The sequence below is a fragment of the Paenibacillus sp. MZ04-78.2 genome (genome assembly GCF_024213375.1).
Lineage (GTDB): Bacteria > Bacillota > Bacilli > Paenibacillales > NBRC-103111 > Paenibacillus_G.
In genome coordinates this window covers 35,501-50,465 of sequence record NZ_JANAVJ010000025.1, presented here as the reverse complement: position 1 = coordinate 50,465, position 14,965 = coordinate 35,501, and the positions used below count along the sequence as shown (strand labels likewise).

Genomic DNA, 14,965 nt, shown 5'->3' with positions numbered 1-14,965 from the left:
TGCGCCGAGTCACCGGAAGGTCGGCCCTCGGACGCCGTCCTCGATCAGCGGCGCAGGCGACTCTCCGGGCGTAGGCGCCGTACGGTCAAGGATTCCCGAGCCGCCGCCGGAAGCGACCACGGTTGGCTGGGCGTGGTAGGTGTCACGCGAAACTTTTTCCTGTGAAATGACGACGCCGTTCTGCTTCTTATATCGGAACGTTTCGACGACATACCCGGGCTTTCCTTGCATGACGATCTCCTGTTTGCCGCTCGGCAGTGTCGGATTCAGCACGTACTTGACCGGCGGCGCCAACGTTTCGAGCGTCTTCGACTCGATTTCGTAGGTGATGTCCAGGGGCGTCTGGCCGAACAGCTTCACGGTGACGCTGCGCTCGTCCGAGGAAGTACGGATCAACAAATAATGGTTCGTCGAGTTGCGGAATTTGAAATTGATGTGGCCGGTGGCGAACGTGGCGTCCTGTCCCAGCGGGACATAGCTCACGGGGAGCGAATGATTCCGCCGCTCGACGACGGCCAGACCGGCCCGCAGGACGGCGTTGTACAGCGTCGACGACACCTGGCAGATGCCGCCGCCGATGCCGGGAACGAGCTTGCCGTTCACGATGACAGGCGCTTCCTTGAAGCCGAAGCGCTTCTCCGTCCGCTCGATGAACGGAGCATAGTCGAAAACCTCGCCCGGCTTCAGCAGCACATCTTGCAGGGAAGCGGCTGTCGAACGGACGTTGTGCATCCGTCCTTCGATGCTGACGGCAGCGGAAGGAGGCGGTGGCGAAACGGTCGTGAACTCGCCGATTTTGCGTATAATGCCCTGCGCGCGCAGCGCCTGCTCCGTAATGGCCGGCTCTTGCGTCCGCATTGGAACGTCCAGCCGGATGGCGGCCGGCTCTTGCCGGCGGCTTCCCCCCGCGGATTCGGGTGCTGCGGCCACGGCTCCCCAGTCCGGCAGCGCCGTTTGGAGTCGGCTGAGCAGCTGCGCTTCGTCGACTCGTTCGACACGGGCCTCGGGCTCGTAACGGATGGCATCGTTGGCGTCGATCAGCCGCTTCGCATCGGTCGGCTTACGGGCGTACACCTGCGGGAACGCCTCGCTCAGCGCGGCCCGCAGCTTGTCTGCGGACAGCGCGGGCGTCAGCGCAAGCGCGGCTCCCCGCAGCCGCCAGCGGGCCGCTGCCCGCCGGTACGGCGGTCCTTCCCGAACGGGCTGAAGCTGCGCCAGCAGCTCCTGGCCGTTGATTTCAAGTCCGAGCTGCCGGAGCGTTCGCTCGGCGCTGCCGCCTCCCGGCACGGCCAGCCGGACCTTTTGCTCCAGCAGCGCCGACGTTTTTGCAGCAAGATGACGTTCGAGCTCGGACCAGGACAGGCCCCCGATCGGCCAGCTAGCGACACGGACGCCTGCGGGAACGCGGGCGAGCGACCCGTAGGCGGTAACCGACAGGAGAATGGTCAGCATCAGCGCCAGCGTGCCGATCCAGATCCAGTGAAAACGCAGATTCCATCGTGGCATGACGGGCTCTCCTTTTGTTCCTCGATACAGTTGTTCCTCTCCATCTATATGCGGCCAAGCCCCTAAACTTTCCATTCGTTGTCCTTCGCCAATCGTCTGCGAAAGGCCGCACGAGCTGTGCGATCCTATCGAAGAATAGCGAAACGGCGAGCCTCGCTGCTCGCTAGTCCGACTCGAACCGGTGTTCCAAAATGTGAAGAACTGTAGAAATTCACTGTCGGATAAAGGATTTTGCGATTTTATGTCGAACATGTAAAGGCTGGCATCAAGTCCGCTTCTCGAAGCGGTCTCAGACTCGCAAATTTTTCAGGATGTGATATCGTGATCGAAATGCAGGACGTTTGGAAAACGTATCCTGACGGCAGCCATGCCTTGAAAGGCATCAACGTCAAGGTCGACCAAAGCGATTTCCTTTATGTCGTTGGCCCTTCCGGCGCCGGCAAATCGACCTTTATGAAATTGATTTACAGAGAAGAGCGACCGACCAAAGGTACGATATTCGTTAACGGCTTCAATCTGGAGAAGCTCAAACAACGCAAAATTCCGTTTGTACGGCGCAATATCGGGGTCATTTTCCAAGACTTCCGGCTGCTCCCGAAGCTTACCGTATATGAGAACGTCGCCTTCGCCATGGAAGTGATCGAGGCGCCGAAGAAGATCATCAAGAAGCGAACGCTCGAAGTGCTGGAGCTTGTGCGGCTCAAGGACAAAGTGAATTCCCTGCCAACCCAGCTCTCCGGGGGCGAGCAGCAGCGGGTCGCTATAGCGAGGGCGATCGTGAACAACCCATCCGTCATCGTCGCGGACGAGCCGACGGGGAACCTTGATCCCGATACGTCTTGGGGCATTATGAAGCTGATGGAAGAAATCAACTTCCGCGGCACAACCATCATTATGGCAACGCACAACAAAGAAATCGTCAACACGATGCGCAGGCGGGTACTGGCCATCGAATCGGGCAAGCTTGTCCGGGATGAGGTAAGGGGTGACTACGGCTATGAGGATTAGCACGGCCGTGCGGCATCTTCGCGAAGGCGGTAAAAACGTCGTTCGAAACGGCTGGATGTCCTTTGCCTCCATTAGTGCGATTGCGATTTCTTTGTTTATTTTGGGTGTCTTTTTGCTTCTGACACTGAATGTCAATTACTTGACCCAGCAGATCGAACAGCAGGTCGAGATCCGCGTGTATCTTGAGGTGAAAACGCCGCAGGATCAGGTAACTTCATTGCAAAACGAAATTTCGGCCATATCTAACGTTTCGAAGGTCAAGTTTGTCTCCAAAGAGGAAGGGCTTGAATTCTTGCGCGAAAAGCTGGGAGACGGGAAGCAGCTGCTCGAAGGGTTCGAGGGCGAGAACAATCCGCTGAACGATTCCTTCACCGTCGAAGTGACCGAGCCTCACGAGGTCGCAACGGTTGCGAAGCAGATTGAAGGCTTGAACAACGGCAAGCCGACGAAGCCGATTTACCGGGTCAGCTACGGACAAGGCACGGTTGAGACGATGTTCAAAGTGACGTCGATCGTCCGCAACGTCGGGCTGGCCATCGTGGCCGCTTTGGCACTGACCGCCATGTTCCTGATTTCTAATACGATTAAAATTACGATTGTGGCGCGCCGCCGCGAGATTTCGATCATGAAGCTCGTCGGGGCGACCAATTCGTTTATCCGCTGGCCGTTCTTTATCGAAGGGGCGCTCCTCGGCATTATCGGTTCGGTGATTCCCGTCGGCCTGCTGCTGTACGGGTATTGGGAAATGATGCGGGCGATCCAGCTCGACCTGAACCTGCTGCTCGTTCAATTGCTGCCCTTTGAAGCGATCAGCTTTAAGACGGCAGGGCTTCTGCTGGGCATCGGCATTATAATCGGCATTTGGGGAAGCACGCTGTCGGTCCGCAAATTTTTGAAAGTTTAATAACATCGAACAATCTCGGAGGATAGTCGGAGGAGGAACGGATGTTGAAGAAGTCTTGGGTGCCTCTTGTTGTCACGGCCGGTTTGGTAGGAACGCTCATTGCTCCGCAATACGGCTTTGCGCTGTCGGAGTCGCAGCGGATTCAGAAGGAAATCAATGAGCTTAAAAAAATGAAATCAGCAACGCAGCACAAAGTGAACGTGACGGAACAGCAAATCAATCAGGTACAGCAGGAAAAGCAGCAGACGGCGAACGATATTACCGCCATCCTCGGCCAAATCGACGCGACGAACAAGAAGCTCAACGTGCTAAACGAACAAGTGTCGAGCGTCACGACCTCTCTGAAGGAGAACGCTCAGCAGCTGGAGGAAGCGGAAGCGAGGATTGTCTCCCGCGACCAGATGCTTAGATCCAGGCTGCGTCTGATGTATATGAACGGCGTCGTGTCCTACACCGACGTGCTGCTCAGCTCCACGAGCTTCAGTGATTTTCTGGACAGGCTGCAGGCGCTCAAGTCGATTGTCGGGCAGGATAAAGAGATTTTGGAAGCGAACAAGCGGGACAAGGCCGTGATTGCCGATAAGCGCGTGGTGATTGAAAAGCAACTGGCGGAGGTCAAAAATCTATATGCCCAGGCGGCGGCCATCAAAGCCAATCTTGTTGTGAAAGAAAAAGAAAAAGAAGTTAAAATCGCAAGCCTTTCGCAAAAGGAAAAGGAATTGGAAGATATCAGCGAAGAAGTGCAGCAGCAGCTCGTTCAAGTGGCGAAGCAGGAAGCGGATAAACAGCGCGATCTTCGGCAAGCCAAAGCGGTGGAGAACGCCAAGAAGAGCAAGGCTGCTCCCGCTGCGCCTGCATATACTTATGGTGGCGGCAAGTTCGGTTATCCACTGCCGCGCGTTGTGCAGATGTCTTCAGACTTCGGCACCCGGACCGACCCGATTACCGGACGGAAAGCAGGGCACACCGGACTTGATCTGCCTTCCCCGAACGGAACGGACATTTTTGCGGCGGAGGACGGCGTGGTCATCGTCGCGTCCTGGTGGAGCGGGTACGGCAACTGCGTGGTTATCGATCACGGCAAAGGCGTGTGGACGCTGTACGGGCATATTCGCAACGACGGCATCGTCGTAGAGAAAGGGGACACCGTCAAGCGCGGTCAAAAGATTGCAGAAGTCGGTTCGACCGGCCGTTCGACCGGAAACCATCTGCATTTTGAAGTCCGCATCGACGGAGTTGCGGTTGATCCGAAGCCGTATTTGAGATAAGGCTGCTGTTCATATTTTTTCTTGGCTTGTCATAAACTAGAAAGACAAGTTAGTCAAGTAGCGGGAACAGCAAAGGCGGTGTGGGACCAGAAATGACATTTAAAGGACGTACCGTATTGGCGTTTGTCCTGTTGTCCATGTTTGCAAGCAGCATTATGACGTTGACGATCGTACATCCGTCGATTTTCGCCGCCGTCGGCTTGGAAGGCTCGGCATCAACGGACGTGAAATCGGGGCTGACCGGCAAGGACTACAAGAAATTGGCAACGACGTACCAATTGATCGAAGGCAAATTTTTGAACGATGTCGATCACGACAAGATCGTGAACGGCGCGATCAACGGAATGCTGTCCACACTAGACGATCCGTTTACGGTGTACATGGATCAGAAGGAGGCGCGGCAGTTCGACGAGAACATTTCTTCGTCGTTCCAAGGCATTGGCGCGGAGGTGACCTCCGAAGACGGCAAAGTGACCATCGTCGCTCCGATCAAAGGGTCGCCGGCAGAGAAGGCCGGACTTCACGCGCACGACATCATCGTCTCGATTAACGGAGACAAGCTGGAAGGGCTGTCGATCAACCAAGCGATTATGAAGATCCGCGGCCCCAAAGGAACGCAAGCGAAGATCGAAGTGCTGCGGGCCGGTACGCCGGAGCCGATCCAGATGATTATCGTCCGCGATGACATCGATGTCGAGACCGTATACAGCGAGATGCTGCCCGGACAGATCGGCAAGATCGAAATCCGGCAGTTCGCCGGCAACACCTCCAAGCGGTTCAAGGAAGAGCTGAAAGCGTTGGAGGACAAAGGGATGAAGGGACTCATCATCGACGTGCGCAACGATCCGGGCGGTCTGCTTACCGCCGTCGTGGAGATTGTCGAGCCGTTCATACCGAAAGGCAAGGGAATCGTTCAGATCGAGGATCGTAAAGGCAAGCGCGAGGAGACGGCGTCGCAGGGAACCGGCAAGCCTTACCCTGTGTCGGTGCTCATTAACAAGGGCAGCGCGAGCGCATCGGAGATACTGGCCGGCGCGCTGCACGACTCCGCTGGCAGCCAGCTCATCGGAGAGAACACGTTCGGCAAAGGAACAGTTCAGGTGGCGTTCGAGAAAGAGATGGGCGACGGCAGCAGCATCAAGATGACCGTTTACAAGTGGCTTACGCCGAACGGCACATGGGTTCATAAGAAAGGCATCGCGCCGACGATGCCCGTAGGGCAACCGGCTTACTTCAAAGTGGCGCCCCTGAGCAAAAAAGCAACGCTTAAGCCGGATACGAACAACGAGGACGTCAAAAATCTGCAGATCATGCTGCAGGGCTTGGGACTCGGTCCGGACCGGCAGGATGGCTACTTCAGCGAGAAAACGGCGCTGGCCGTTAAAGCGTTCCAGCGGCTGAACGGCCTGCCGATCACCGGCGAGGTCGATACCGAGACGGCGAACAAGCTGGAGAAGGCAATCCTGGCAGCCATCCGCGATCCGAAGAACGACATGCAGCTTAAGGCGGCTGTCGAGGACATGCAAGGTGCCGTTAAGAAGTAACGGCTTCCGACATTTAGGGAAATTCGGGCTTCGGCAGGAAAATGAAGCATCCGCGTCGAAATAACAACCTCTATCGGGGCCGCCCGACTTAACGGCCTCGGTAGAGGTTTTCTTTTTTACTTATAAATATTGAAGTCTGGTGAATAACGAGCGGAGCAGCCAAAAGCGTTCTGTAGAAACGAAGTGTTCGCCTTTGTTTTCGGACTTCTCAAAGGAGCCGGCCATGGACTTTGGTTTGGAACTGGCGTACCGGGGACTCCGGGCGCTGTTGCAGCTGTTGACGCATCCTTTTTACTATGTAGGCATTCTATTCATCGTGCTGCAGTACCGCCGGCAGATTGCGTTCGAACGGAAGCTGTTCGCGACTAAGCTGCATTCGCTGCTGTCGGAAACGTGGCGTACGGTGCTGTGGGGCTGGGTGGGCGGGCTTGCCGCTTCCGTCCTGATGGCGGGAATCGGGGCGTCCGTTCAACCGGAGGCGGTTGTTCTGCTGTGGCTCGTTTCTCTGCTGCTTATTTTCGCGCGGATGCGCTTTTTGTGCTGGGCTTATGCCGTAGGTGTCATCGGTTTGGTGCAAGTGGTCTTGAGGGCTTTTCCTGCCTTATATGACGGGGAGGCTGCGGCTTCCTGGGCTTGGGTGACGGGACCGCTGCTGTCGTTAAATATGCCGTCGATGCTGGCGCTTGTGGCGGTTTTACATCTGGCGGAAGCGCTGTTCGTACGCTTTCAAGGCACGCGGCTCGGCACGCCGATGTTTTACGAGAGCAAGCGGGGCAAAATTGTCGGCGGATATCTGCTGCAAGGCTACTGGCCGATGACGTTGTTTCTTCTGGTCCCGATGACCGGGGGAACGGCGCTGCCTTGGACGCCGCTGCTTGGCGGCGATTTGTGGCAGCACGGCTGGACGATCGTCGGCTTTCCTGCGATGATCGGCTTTACCGAGATGACGATGTCGCGGCTGCCTCAAGAGAAAGTGAAGCTCAGCTCGAGCCTGCTGCTGCTCTATGCCGCCGCCCTGCTGTTGTTTGCAGCCGTCGCCGCTTGGTGGTCGCCGTTCATTGCAGTGGCGTCCGTACTGTGCATCCTGATGCACGAAGCGATGATCGCCTATAGCCGGTGGGATGAAGCGAGGCGCAGTCCATTATATGTACACGGGAGTCGCGGGCTGAAAATTCTCGGCATTCTGCCCGGCAGTCCGGCGGACGAGCTTGGTCTTGCCGTCGGCGAGATCGTTCACAAAGTCAACGGCATCCCGGTCCGGACGAAGCAGGAGCTTCATCAGGCAATGCAGCAGAACTCGGCGTTTTGCAAGCTGGAAATTTTGAATTTGGCGGGCGAAAGCAAATTTTTGAAGCGCGGGATCTTTTTGGGAGAGCACCATCAGCTTGGCATCGTGCTTGCGCCCGATCAAGAGGCGCTTCACTACGCAGAGGTAAGGCAGCGGCCGATCTGGGCGTACTTCAGCCGCAAGCCGGTCGGACTGCTGAGCAATCGTTCGGGCTCCAAATCGGTATAAACACAAAAAACAAGCCGCTGGCGTGAGAGACAAGATCACGCCAAGCGGCCTGTTTCAAATAAGCGTAAAGTGCGGTAAATAAGCTATGAACGGGCTTTAATTGCCGGACGGTTGAAGAGCGGACGCGGGCTTCTCCCGCAGCACGACAATTTCGACACGGCGGTTTTTGGCGCGGTTCTCTGCGCTGTTGTTTTCCGCCACGGGCATCGTATCCGCGTAGGAAGTCGAAACGAACTTTTTCGGGTCCAGCTGTGTTTCGTAGAGGAAATACCGCAGCACCGAAAGCGAACGGGCCTGAGACAACCCCCAGTTGTCTTTGTAGAATGAGCCTGTTGCGAGCGGCAGATCATCCGTATGCCCTTCGATGCTGACCGTCGCATCGAGCGTCGGGAACAAGCTTGCCAGCTTGCTTAAGACCGGAACTGCGGGCGGCTTCAGATCCGCTTTGCCGAGATCGAACAGGAACAGATCGTTCAGCGTGACGGCTACTCCTCGCGGCGTATTGGCTGCAGACACTTGGGATTGCAAATTGTTTTCTTCGACATAAACCTGCACTTTTTGAAGCAGATCTTCGAGCTGGCGTTCCTTTTTCTCCCGCTCTTCCCTTTCTTTCATTTCCTTGAGCTGCTGCTCGGTTTTCGTGCTGTCATCTCCGCCCTTCGCCGGGTTGGCGGAGCCGGAGATGCCCATGCCCATCGGCATAATCGTATCGGCCTTCATGAATTCAAATTTCAGCGCTTGAGCCAGCACCTCATATTTTTGCACGTCCACCTTGCTCATCGCATACATGATGACAAAAAAGATGAGCAGCAGCGTAATCAGGTCCGCATAGGTTACCATCCATCGCTCATGGTTTTCGGGGGCTTCCTGTTTTTTATTCTTCCGCGCCACCGGCCTCACCTGCGCCTTCGACTTTTTTATGTTCCTGATGGAGGAACGAGTTCAGTTTCTTTTTGATGAGCTGCGGGTTTTCCCCGGCTTGAAGCGCGAGGATGCCTTCTAGCATCAATTCCATTTCGGAAATTTGCTCTTTGCTGCGGATTTTGATTTTGTTTGCGATCGGCAGGTAAAGAACGTTCGCGGACGATACGCCGTACAGCGTTGCAGTAAACGCAACGGCAATGGCCGGCCCCAGACTTCCCGGATCGGACAGGTTGCCCAGCACGTGGATCAGACCCATAACGGTACCGATGATCCCCATAGTCGGGGCATAGGCCCCGGCGGCATCGAACATTTTGGCGTAGCCTTCGTGATGGTGCTCAATGGCATCCATCTCCAGCTCCAGAATTTGCCGGGTCAGCTCCGGATCGGTTCCGTCGACAACCATCATGAGGCCGTCCCGCAGGAACGGGTTGCTATGCTCTTGCGCGCGCTGCTCCAAGGCAAGCACGCCTTCCCGCCTGGCGATCGTAGCCATGTCGACCAGCTCTTCGATAATTGCGTCTCGGTCGCGCTTCGGTTCCTTGAAAGCCATTCCTAACGCTTTGCCGATCTGCTTAAGCTGGGACATCGGGAAGCTGATCATGACCGCTCCGATTGTCCCGCCGAAAATAATGAGCATGGCGCTGGGAACCACCAGTGCGGAAAGGTGACCGCCGTCCATCAGATAGCCGCCTACCAGACCTCCAAGGCCTACGATAATACCTATTACTGTAATCAAGTCCACTATCGTTCCACCCCTAGATTTCTAATTTATGTTGTGCTGCATCCTTTTTCTTTTATTTTTGTTTTACGCAAGCGGCGTCCTTGGAAAAATAGGAAATGAGACTCGATTGCAACAGTAAGAGAAAAAAGGTATAATGTACGGGAACAAATATTCCTATCTCAGGAAATCGTCGAACGGAGTCGAATGCGCGTCAACCGACGCTTAGTTATTTATCGGAATATGGCAGATAAAAGTTTAGAAGGAAAACAAAGTCTTTTTAATGAACGGGTGATCAGATGAGCAAAATGAACGAAGTCGTCTACAGCGACCAGAAATTTCAGCTCGTAGCGGAGTTTCAACCGCAAGGGGATCAGCCGGCCGCAATCGAGCAGCTGGTGAACGGCATACGGGAAGGGAAAAGACATCAGACGCTGCTTGGCGCAACGGGAACGGGGAAGACGTTTACGGCGGCCCAGGTAATCGCCCGATTGAACCGGCCGACGCTACTGATCGCGCACAACAAGACGCTAGCCGCGCAGCTGTGCAGCGAGCTGCAGGAGTTTTTCCCGAACAACGCCGTCTCCTATTTCGTCAGCTATTACGATTACTATCAGCCGGAGGCGTATATTCCGTCGTCGGATACGTATATTGAGAAGGATTCCAGCATTAACGAAGAAATCGACAAGCTCCGGCACTCGGCGACCAGCTCGCTTTTCGAGCGCCGCGACGTTATTATCGTCGCGAGCGTATCGTGCATCTACGGCCTCGGTTCTCCGATGGAGTACCGGGATCTCGTGCTGTCGCTTCGGGTCGGTATGGAGCGTTCCCGCAACGACATTTTGCATCGGCTTATTGACATTCAGTACCAACGAAACGATATGAACTTCGTACGGGGCACGTTCCGCGTACGCGGCGACGTTATCGAGATTTTTCCGGCTTCACGCGGCGAGCAGGCGATCCGTGTGGAGCTGTTTGGTGATGAAATCGAGCGGATCACGGAGATTAACGTGCTCACCGGCGAGATTATCGGCGAGCGCGATCATATCGCCATCTTTCCGGCTTCTCACTTCGTGACGCACGAGGAGACGATGAAGCGGGCGCTCGTGAACATCGAGCGGGAGCTGGAGGAACGGCTGGAGCAGTTGCGCGCAGAGGGCAAGCTGCTGGAGGCGCAGCGGCTGGAGCAGCGGACGCGCTACGACATCGAGATGATGCAGGAGATGGGCTTCTGCTCCGGGATCGAGAACTATTCGGGGCCGCTGACATTCCGCGAGCGCGGGGCGACGCCGTACACGCTGTTTGATTATTTCCCGGACGACATGCTCGTAATCGTGGACGAATCGCACGTGACGCTGCCGCAGGTCCGCGCGATGTACAACGGCGACCGGGCGCGCAAGGAAGTGCTCGTCGATCACGGCTTCCGGCTGCCTTCGGCGCTGGATAACCGGCCGCTCCGTTTCGAGGAGTTTGAAGAGAAAGTGAATCAGATCATTTACGCCTCGGCGACGCCGGGACCGTACGAGCTGGAGCACTGTCCCGAGATGGTACAGCAGATTATTCGTCCGACCGGACTCGTCGATCCAGTGATCGAGGTGCGCCCGACCAAAGGTCAGATCGACGATCTGCTGGAAGAAATTCAAGACCGGATCAAAAAAGACGAACGGGTGCTCGTCACGACGCTAACGAAGAAGATGGCCGAAGATTTGACCGATTACTTCAAGGAAATCGGCATCAAGGTGCGGTATTTGCACTCGGACATCAAGACGCTTGAGCGGATGCAGATTTTGCGCGAATTGCGGCTCGGCACGTTCCACGTTCTCGTCGGCATCAACCTGCTGCGGGAAGGGCTGGACTTGCCGGAGGTATCGCTTGTGGCGATTCTCGACGCCGACAAGGAAGGCTTCCTGCGCGCGGAGCGCTCCTTGATCCAGACGATCGGGCGGGCGGCGCGCAACGCCAACGGGCATGTAATCATGTACGGGGATAAAGTGACCGATTCGATGGATAAGGCGATTCAGGAGACGAGCCGCCGCCGGACGATTCAGCTCGCTTATAATGAGAAACACGGCATTACGCCGCAAACGATACAGAAGAAAGTGCGCGATGTGATTGAAGCGACCAAGGTGGCCGAGCAGAAAGCCGACTATTTGTCGGAAGTGAAGCAGGCGAAGATGTCCAAGAAAGACCGCATCTCGCTGATCGAACGGTTGGAGCAGGAAATGAAGGAAGCAGCCAAAAACCTGCAGTTTGAGCGTGCCGCGGAGCTCCGCGATGCCGTGCTCGAATTGAAGGCCGAGCTGTAGTCAAGGGAGGCTTTCGAAACGTGGCCAGAGACAACATTGTAATTAAAGGCGCCAGGGCGCACAACCTGAAAAATATCGACGTCGTCATTCCGCGGGATAAATTTGTCGTCCTGACCGGCCTGAGCGGTTCCGGCAAGTCGTCTTTGGCGTTCGATACGATCTATGCCGAAGGGCAAAGAAGATATGTCGAGTCGCTGTCCGCCTACGCGCGGCAGTTTCTCGGCCAAATGGACAAACCGGACGTCGACTCGATCGACGGATTGTCTCCGGCCATCTCCATCGACCAGAAGACGACGAGCCGCAACCCGCGTTCCACCGTGGGTACGGTGACGGAAATTTACGACTACCTGCGTCTGCTGTTCGCCCGGATCGGGCGTCCGCACTGTCCTGAGCATAAAATCGAGATTACCTCGCAAACCGTCGAGCAGATGGTTGACCGGATCATGGAGTATCCGGAGCGCACCAAGCTGCAAATTTTGGCGCCGATCGTCTCGGGACGCAAGGGCGAGCATTCGAAGCTGCTGGCGGATATCCAGAAGCAAGGCTTCGTCCGCGTGCGCGTCAACGGCGAGCTTCGCGAGCTGTCGGAAACGATCGAGCTGGAGAAAAACAAAAAGCATACGATCGAAGTGGTCGTGGACCGGATCGTCGTGAAGGACGATGTCCAGACGCGTCTGGCTGACTCGCTGGAGACGGCTTTGAAGCTGGCAGAGGGGCGCGTCATCGTGGACGTGATCGATCAGGAAGAGCTGCTGTTCAGCCAAAATCTGGCTTGCCCCGAGTGCGGCTTCAGTATCGAAGAGCTGGCGCCGCGAATGTTCTCGTTCAACAGTCCGTTCGGCGCTTGTCCCGAATGTGACGGTTTGGGTCAAAGGATGATCGTGGACCCGGAACTGCTCGTTCCGAATTCGAAGCTTTCTATCGAAGAGGGAGCGTTCGAGGCATGGGCCGGCAGCACATCGAACTACTATCCGCAGTTTCTTGCGGCGGTGTGCGAGCACTACGGTATCCCGAAAAATGTGCCCGTCAGCGAGCTGCCGAAAGAGCAAATGCAGAAGCTGCTGAACGGTACCGGCGGGGAGAAGGTGCGCTTCCGCTACGAGAACGACTTTGGACATAAGAAGGAAGCGATGGTTCCTTTTGAAGGCATCGTGAACAATCTGGAACGCCGTTACCGCGATACGTTTTCCGAAGGCATCCGTGAGCATATCGAGTCGTACATGAGCGCCAAACCTTGCGGCAAGTGCAAGGGCGCCCGCTTGAAGCCGGAAACGCTGGCGGTAACCGTAGCGGATAATAATATTGCGCATGTCACCTCGCTGTCCATCGGGGAAGCGCAGCAATGGTTCGACTCGCTGAAGCTGACCGACCGCGAGACGCAGATCGCGCATCTGATCCTGAAGGAGATCAAAGCGCGTCTGGGGTTCCTGGTCAATGTCGGGCTCGACTACTTGACGATGCATCGCGCGGCAGGCACGCTCTCCGGCGGCGAGGCGCAGCGGATTCGTCTGGCGACGCAAATCGGATCGAGTCTGATGGGCGTTCTATACATCTTGGACGAGCCGAGCATCGGCCTGCACCAGCGGGATAACGACCGGCTGATCCAGACGCTGGAGCATATGCGGGATCTGGGCAATACGCTGATTGTGGTCGAGCACGATGAAGATACGATGCTGGCAGCCGACTACATCATCGATATCGGCCCGGGCGCGGGCATTCACGGTGGCAAGGTAATTGCCCAAGGCACGCCCGAGGAGATTAAGCAGGACGAGCAATCGTTGACCGGGCAATATCTCAGCGGCCGCAAGTTTATTCCTGTCCCTGCCGAGCGGCGGAAGCCGAACGGCAAGTGGCTGGAAATCCGCGGGGCAAAAGAAAACAACCTGCGCGGCGTCAATGTGAAGTTTCCGCTCGGAGTATTCGGCTGTGTGACCGGAGTTTCCGGCTCCGGCAAGAGTACGTTGATTAACGAAATTTTGTACAAAACGTTGGCGAAAGAGCTGAACCGCGCCAAGGTTCGCCCGGGCGAGTACAAGGAGTTCAAAGGACTGGAGCATGTCGACAAAGTAATCGACATCGATCAATCGCCGATCGGGCGGACGCCTCGTTCGAACCCGGCGACGTATACCGGTGTATTCGACGACATCCGCGACGTCTTCTCGGCGACCAACGAAGCGAAGGTGCGCGGCTACAAGAAAGGCCGTTTCAGCTTTAACGTGAAGGGCGGACGTTGCGAGGCGTGCAAGGGCGACGGCATCATCAAGATCGAGATGCACTTCCTGCCGGACGTTTACGTGCCTTGTGAGGTATGCAAAGGCAAACGGTACAACCGCGAAACGCTGGAAGTAAAATATAAAGGCAAAAACATTTCCGAGGTATTGGAAATGACGATCGAGGATTCGTGCGAGTTTTTCAAAAACATTCCGCGTATTCACCGGAAATTGCAGACCTTGATGGACGTCGGGCTTGGGTACATGAATTTGGGTCAGCCGGCGACGACGCTCTCCGGGGGAGAGGCGCAGCGCGTGAAGCTCGCGGCCGAGCTCTATCGCCGCAGCACGGGCAAGACGATCTATATTCTGGACGAGCCGACGACCGGGTTGCATATTCACGATATCGACCGGCTGCTTAAGGTGCTGCACCGCTTGGTCGAGAACGGCGATTCTGTCCTCGTCATTGAGCACAACCTTGATGTGATCAAGACAGCCGATTATATCATCGATCTCGGACCGGAAGGCGGCAACCGGGGCGGTACGATCGTCGCTTCCGGAACGCCGGAGGAAGTCGTGAAGGTAAGCAGCTCGTACACGGGCAAATACTTGAAACCGATCCTCGAACGCGACAAATTACGCTCCGAAGATTATTATAAACGACTGAAAGAAATGGAAGATGCGGTCGTCTAACATCGATGACCCATAGGGATAGAAAAAAACGCTGCTCCAAGCCGGAAACTCGCTTGAGTGCGGCGTTTTTTATAAGGCATTGTATGTGTTACGAGGCGGTCAGGACCGAATTTCCGCTGGTCGGAGTTATAAATAGCAGAAGAAATGGACATTTTATATTTGCGCGGAAGAATCGAGAAATCGCGGTTCATCTGGAAGATGTCGTTCACCTGATTGACCAGCGCGGTCGACGATTGATTATAAACGAGGGGAATCGAGTTTCAGATGAAAAGGCTGCCAATTAAGCCTTTTCACGTCTCGAGTGAAGTGCTTTACAAAGGGGGCAATGGCGAAGGGGTTAAGCCCTGCCGCTTTCAAGTGCAAATGTT

10 protein-coding genes are annotated in these 14,965 nt (G+C 55.9%); 7 read left to right on the top strand and 3 right to left on the bottom strand.

Annotated elements, in window-relative coordinates; genetic code table 11:
* Positions 1–9 precede the first annotated feature (9 nt).
* Entirely contained in the window at positions 10–1,506 is a 1,497-nt protein-coding gene (locus NLX71_RS17225; RefSeq protein ID WP_254365040.1) for a VanW family protein, read from the bottom strand.
* A 321-nt stretch (positions 1,507–1,827) separates the two neighbouring features.
* Here NLX71_RS17225 and ftsE point away from each other — a divergent pair, with 321 nt between their 5' ends.
* The 5 genes from ftsE to NLX71_RS17200 all read left to right on the top strand — a co-directional run bounded on the left by ftsE (position 1,828) and on the right by NLX71_RS17200 (position 7,746).
* The gene (ftsE, locus tag NLX71_RS17220; protein WP_254365039.1) at positions 1,828–2,514 is read left to right on the top strand and encodes a cell division ATP-binding protein FtsE; all 687 of its coding nucleotides are present in this window, start codon (positions 1,828–1,830) and stop codon (positions 2,512–2,514) included.
* Positions 2,504–3,418 carry a permease-like cell division protein FtsX gene (gene ftsX / locus NLX71_RS17215; RefSeq protein WP_254365038.1) on the top strand — a complete coding sequence of 305 codons (915 nt, stop codon included), beginning with the start codon at positions 2,504–2,506 and terminating at the stop codon, positions 3,416–3,418. Before ftsE ends, ftsX begins: the two co-directional genes overlap by 11 nt.
* A gap of 41 nt (positions 3,419–3,459) precedes the next feature.
* Positions 3,460–4,686 carry a murein hydrolase activator EnvC family protein gene (locus tag NLX71_RS17210; protein ID WP_254365037.1) on the top strand — a complete coding sequence of 409 codons (1,227 nt, stop codon included), beginning with the start codon at positions 3,460–3,462 and terminating at the stop codon, positions 4,684–4,686.
* A 92-nt stretch (positions 4,687–4,778) separates the two neighbouring features.
* Positions 4,779–6,230 (top strand): S41 family peptidase, encoded by a 1,452-nt coding sequence (locus tag NLX71_RS17205; RefSeq protein ID WP_254365036.1) that lies wholly within the window; start codon positions 4,779–4,781, stop codon positions 6,228–6,230.
* Between the two features lie 223 nt (positions 6,231–6,453).
* Positions 6,454–7,746: a PDZ domain-containing protein gene (locus NLX71_RS17200; protein ID WP_254365035.1), complete on the top strand. Its 1,293-nt coding sequence runs from the start codon at positions 6,454–6,456 to the stop codon at positions 7,744–7,746.
* A 96-nt stretch (positions 7,747–7,842) separates the two neighbouring features.
* Here the strand turns inward: NLX71_RS17200 and NLX71_RS17195 are convergent, their stop codons facing one another.
* Both NLX71_RS17195 and NLX71_RS17190 read right to left on the bottom strand, forming a co-directional pair.
* Entirely contained in the window at positions 7,843–8,637 is a 795-nt protein-coding gene (locus tag NLX71_RS17195; RefSeq protein WP_254365034.1) for a flagellar motor protein MotB, read from the bottom strand.
* A complete protein-coding gene (locus NLX71_RS17190; RefSeq protein ID WP_254365033.1) occupies positions 8,621–9,412 on the bottom strand; it encodes a flagellar motor protein in 792 nt (263 codons plus the stop codon). The genes NLX71_RS17195 and NLX71_RS17190 overlap by 17 nt, the downstream gene beginning before the upstream one ends.
* Positions 9,413–9,696: 284 nt before the next feature.
* Here NLX71_RS17190 and uvrB point away from each other — a divergent pair, with 284 nt between their 5' ends.
* A complete protein-coding gene (uvrB, locus tag NLX71_RS17185; protein WP_254365052.1) occupies positions 9,697–11,694 on the top strand; it encodes an excinuclease ABC subunit UvrB in 1,998 nt (665 codons plus the stop codon).
* Positions 11,695–11,714: 20 nt separating this feature from the next.
* The gene (gene uvrA, locus NLX71_RS17180) at positions 11,715–14,597 is read left to right on the top strand and encodes an excinuclease ABC subunit UvrA (RefSeq protein WP_254365032.1); all 2,883 of its coding nucleotides are present in this window, start codon (positions 11,715–11,717) and stop codon (positions 14,595–14,597) included.
* Positions 14,598–14,965: the final 368 nt, after the last annotated feature.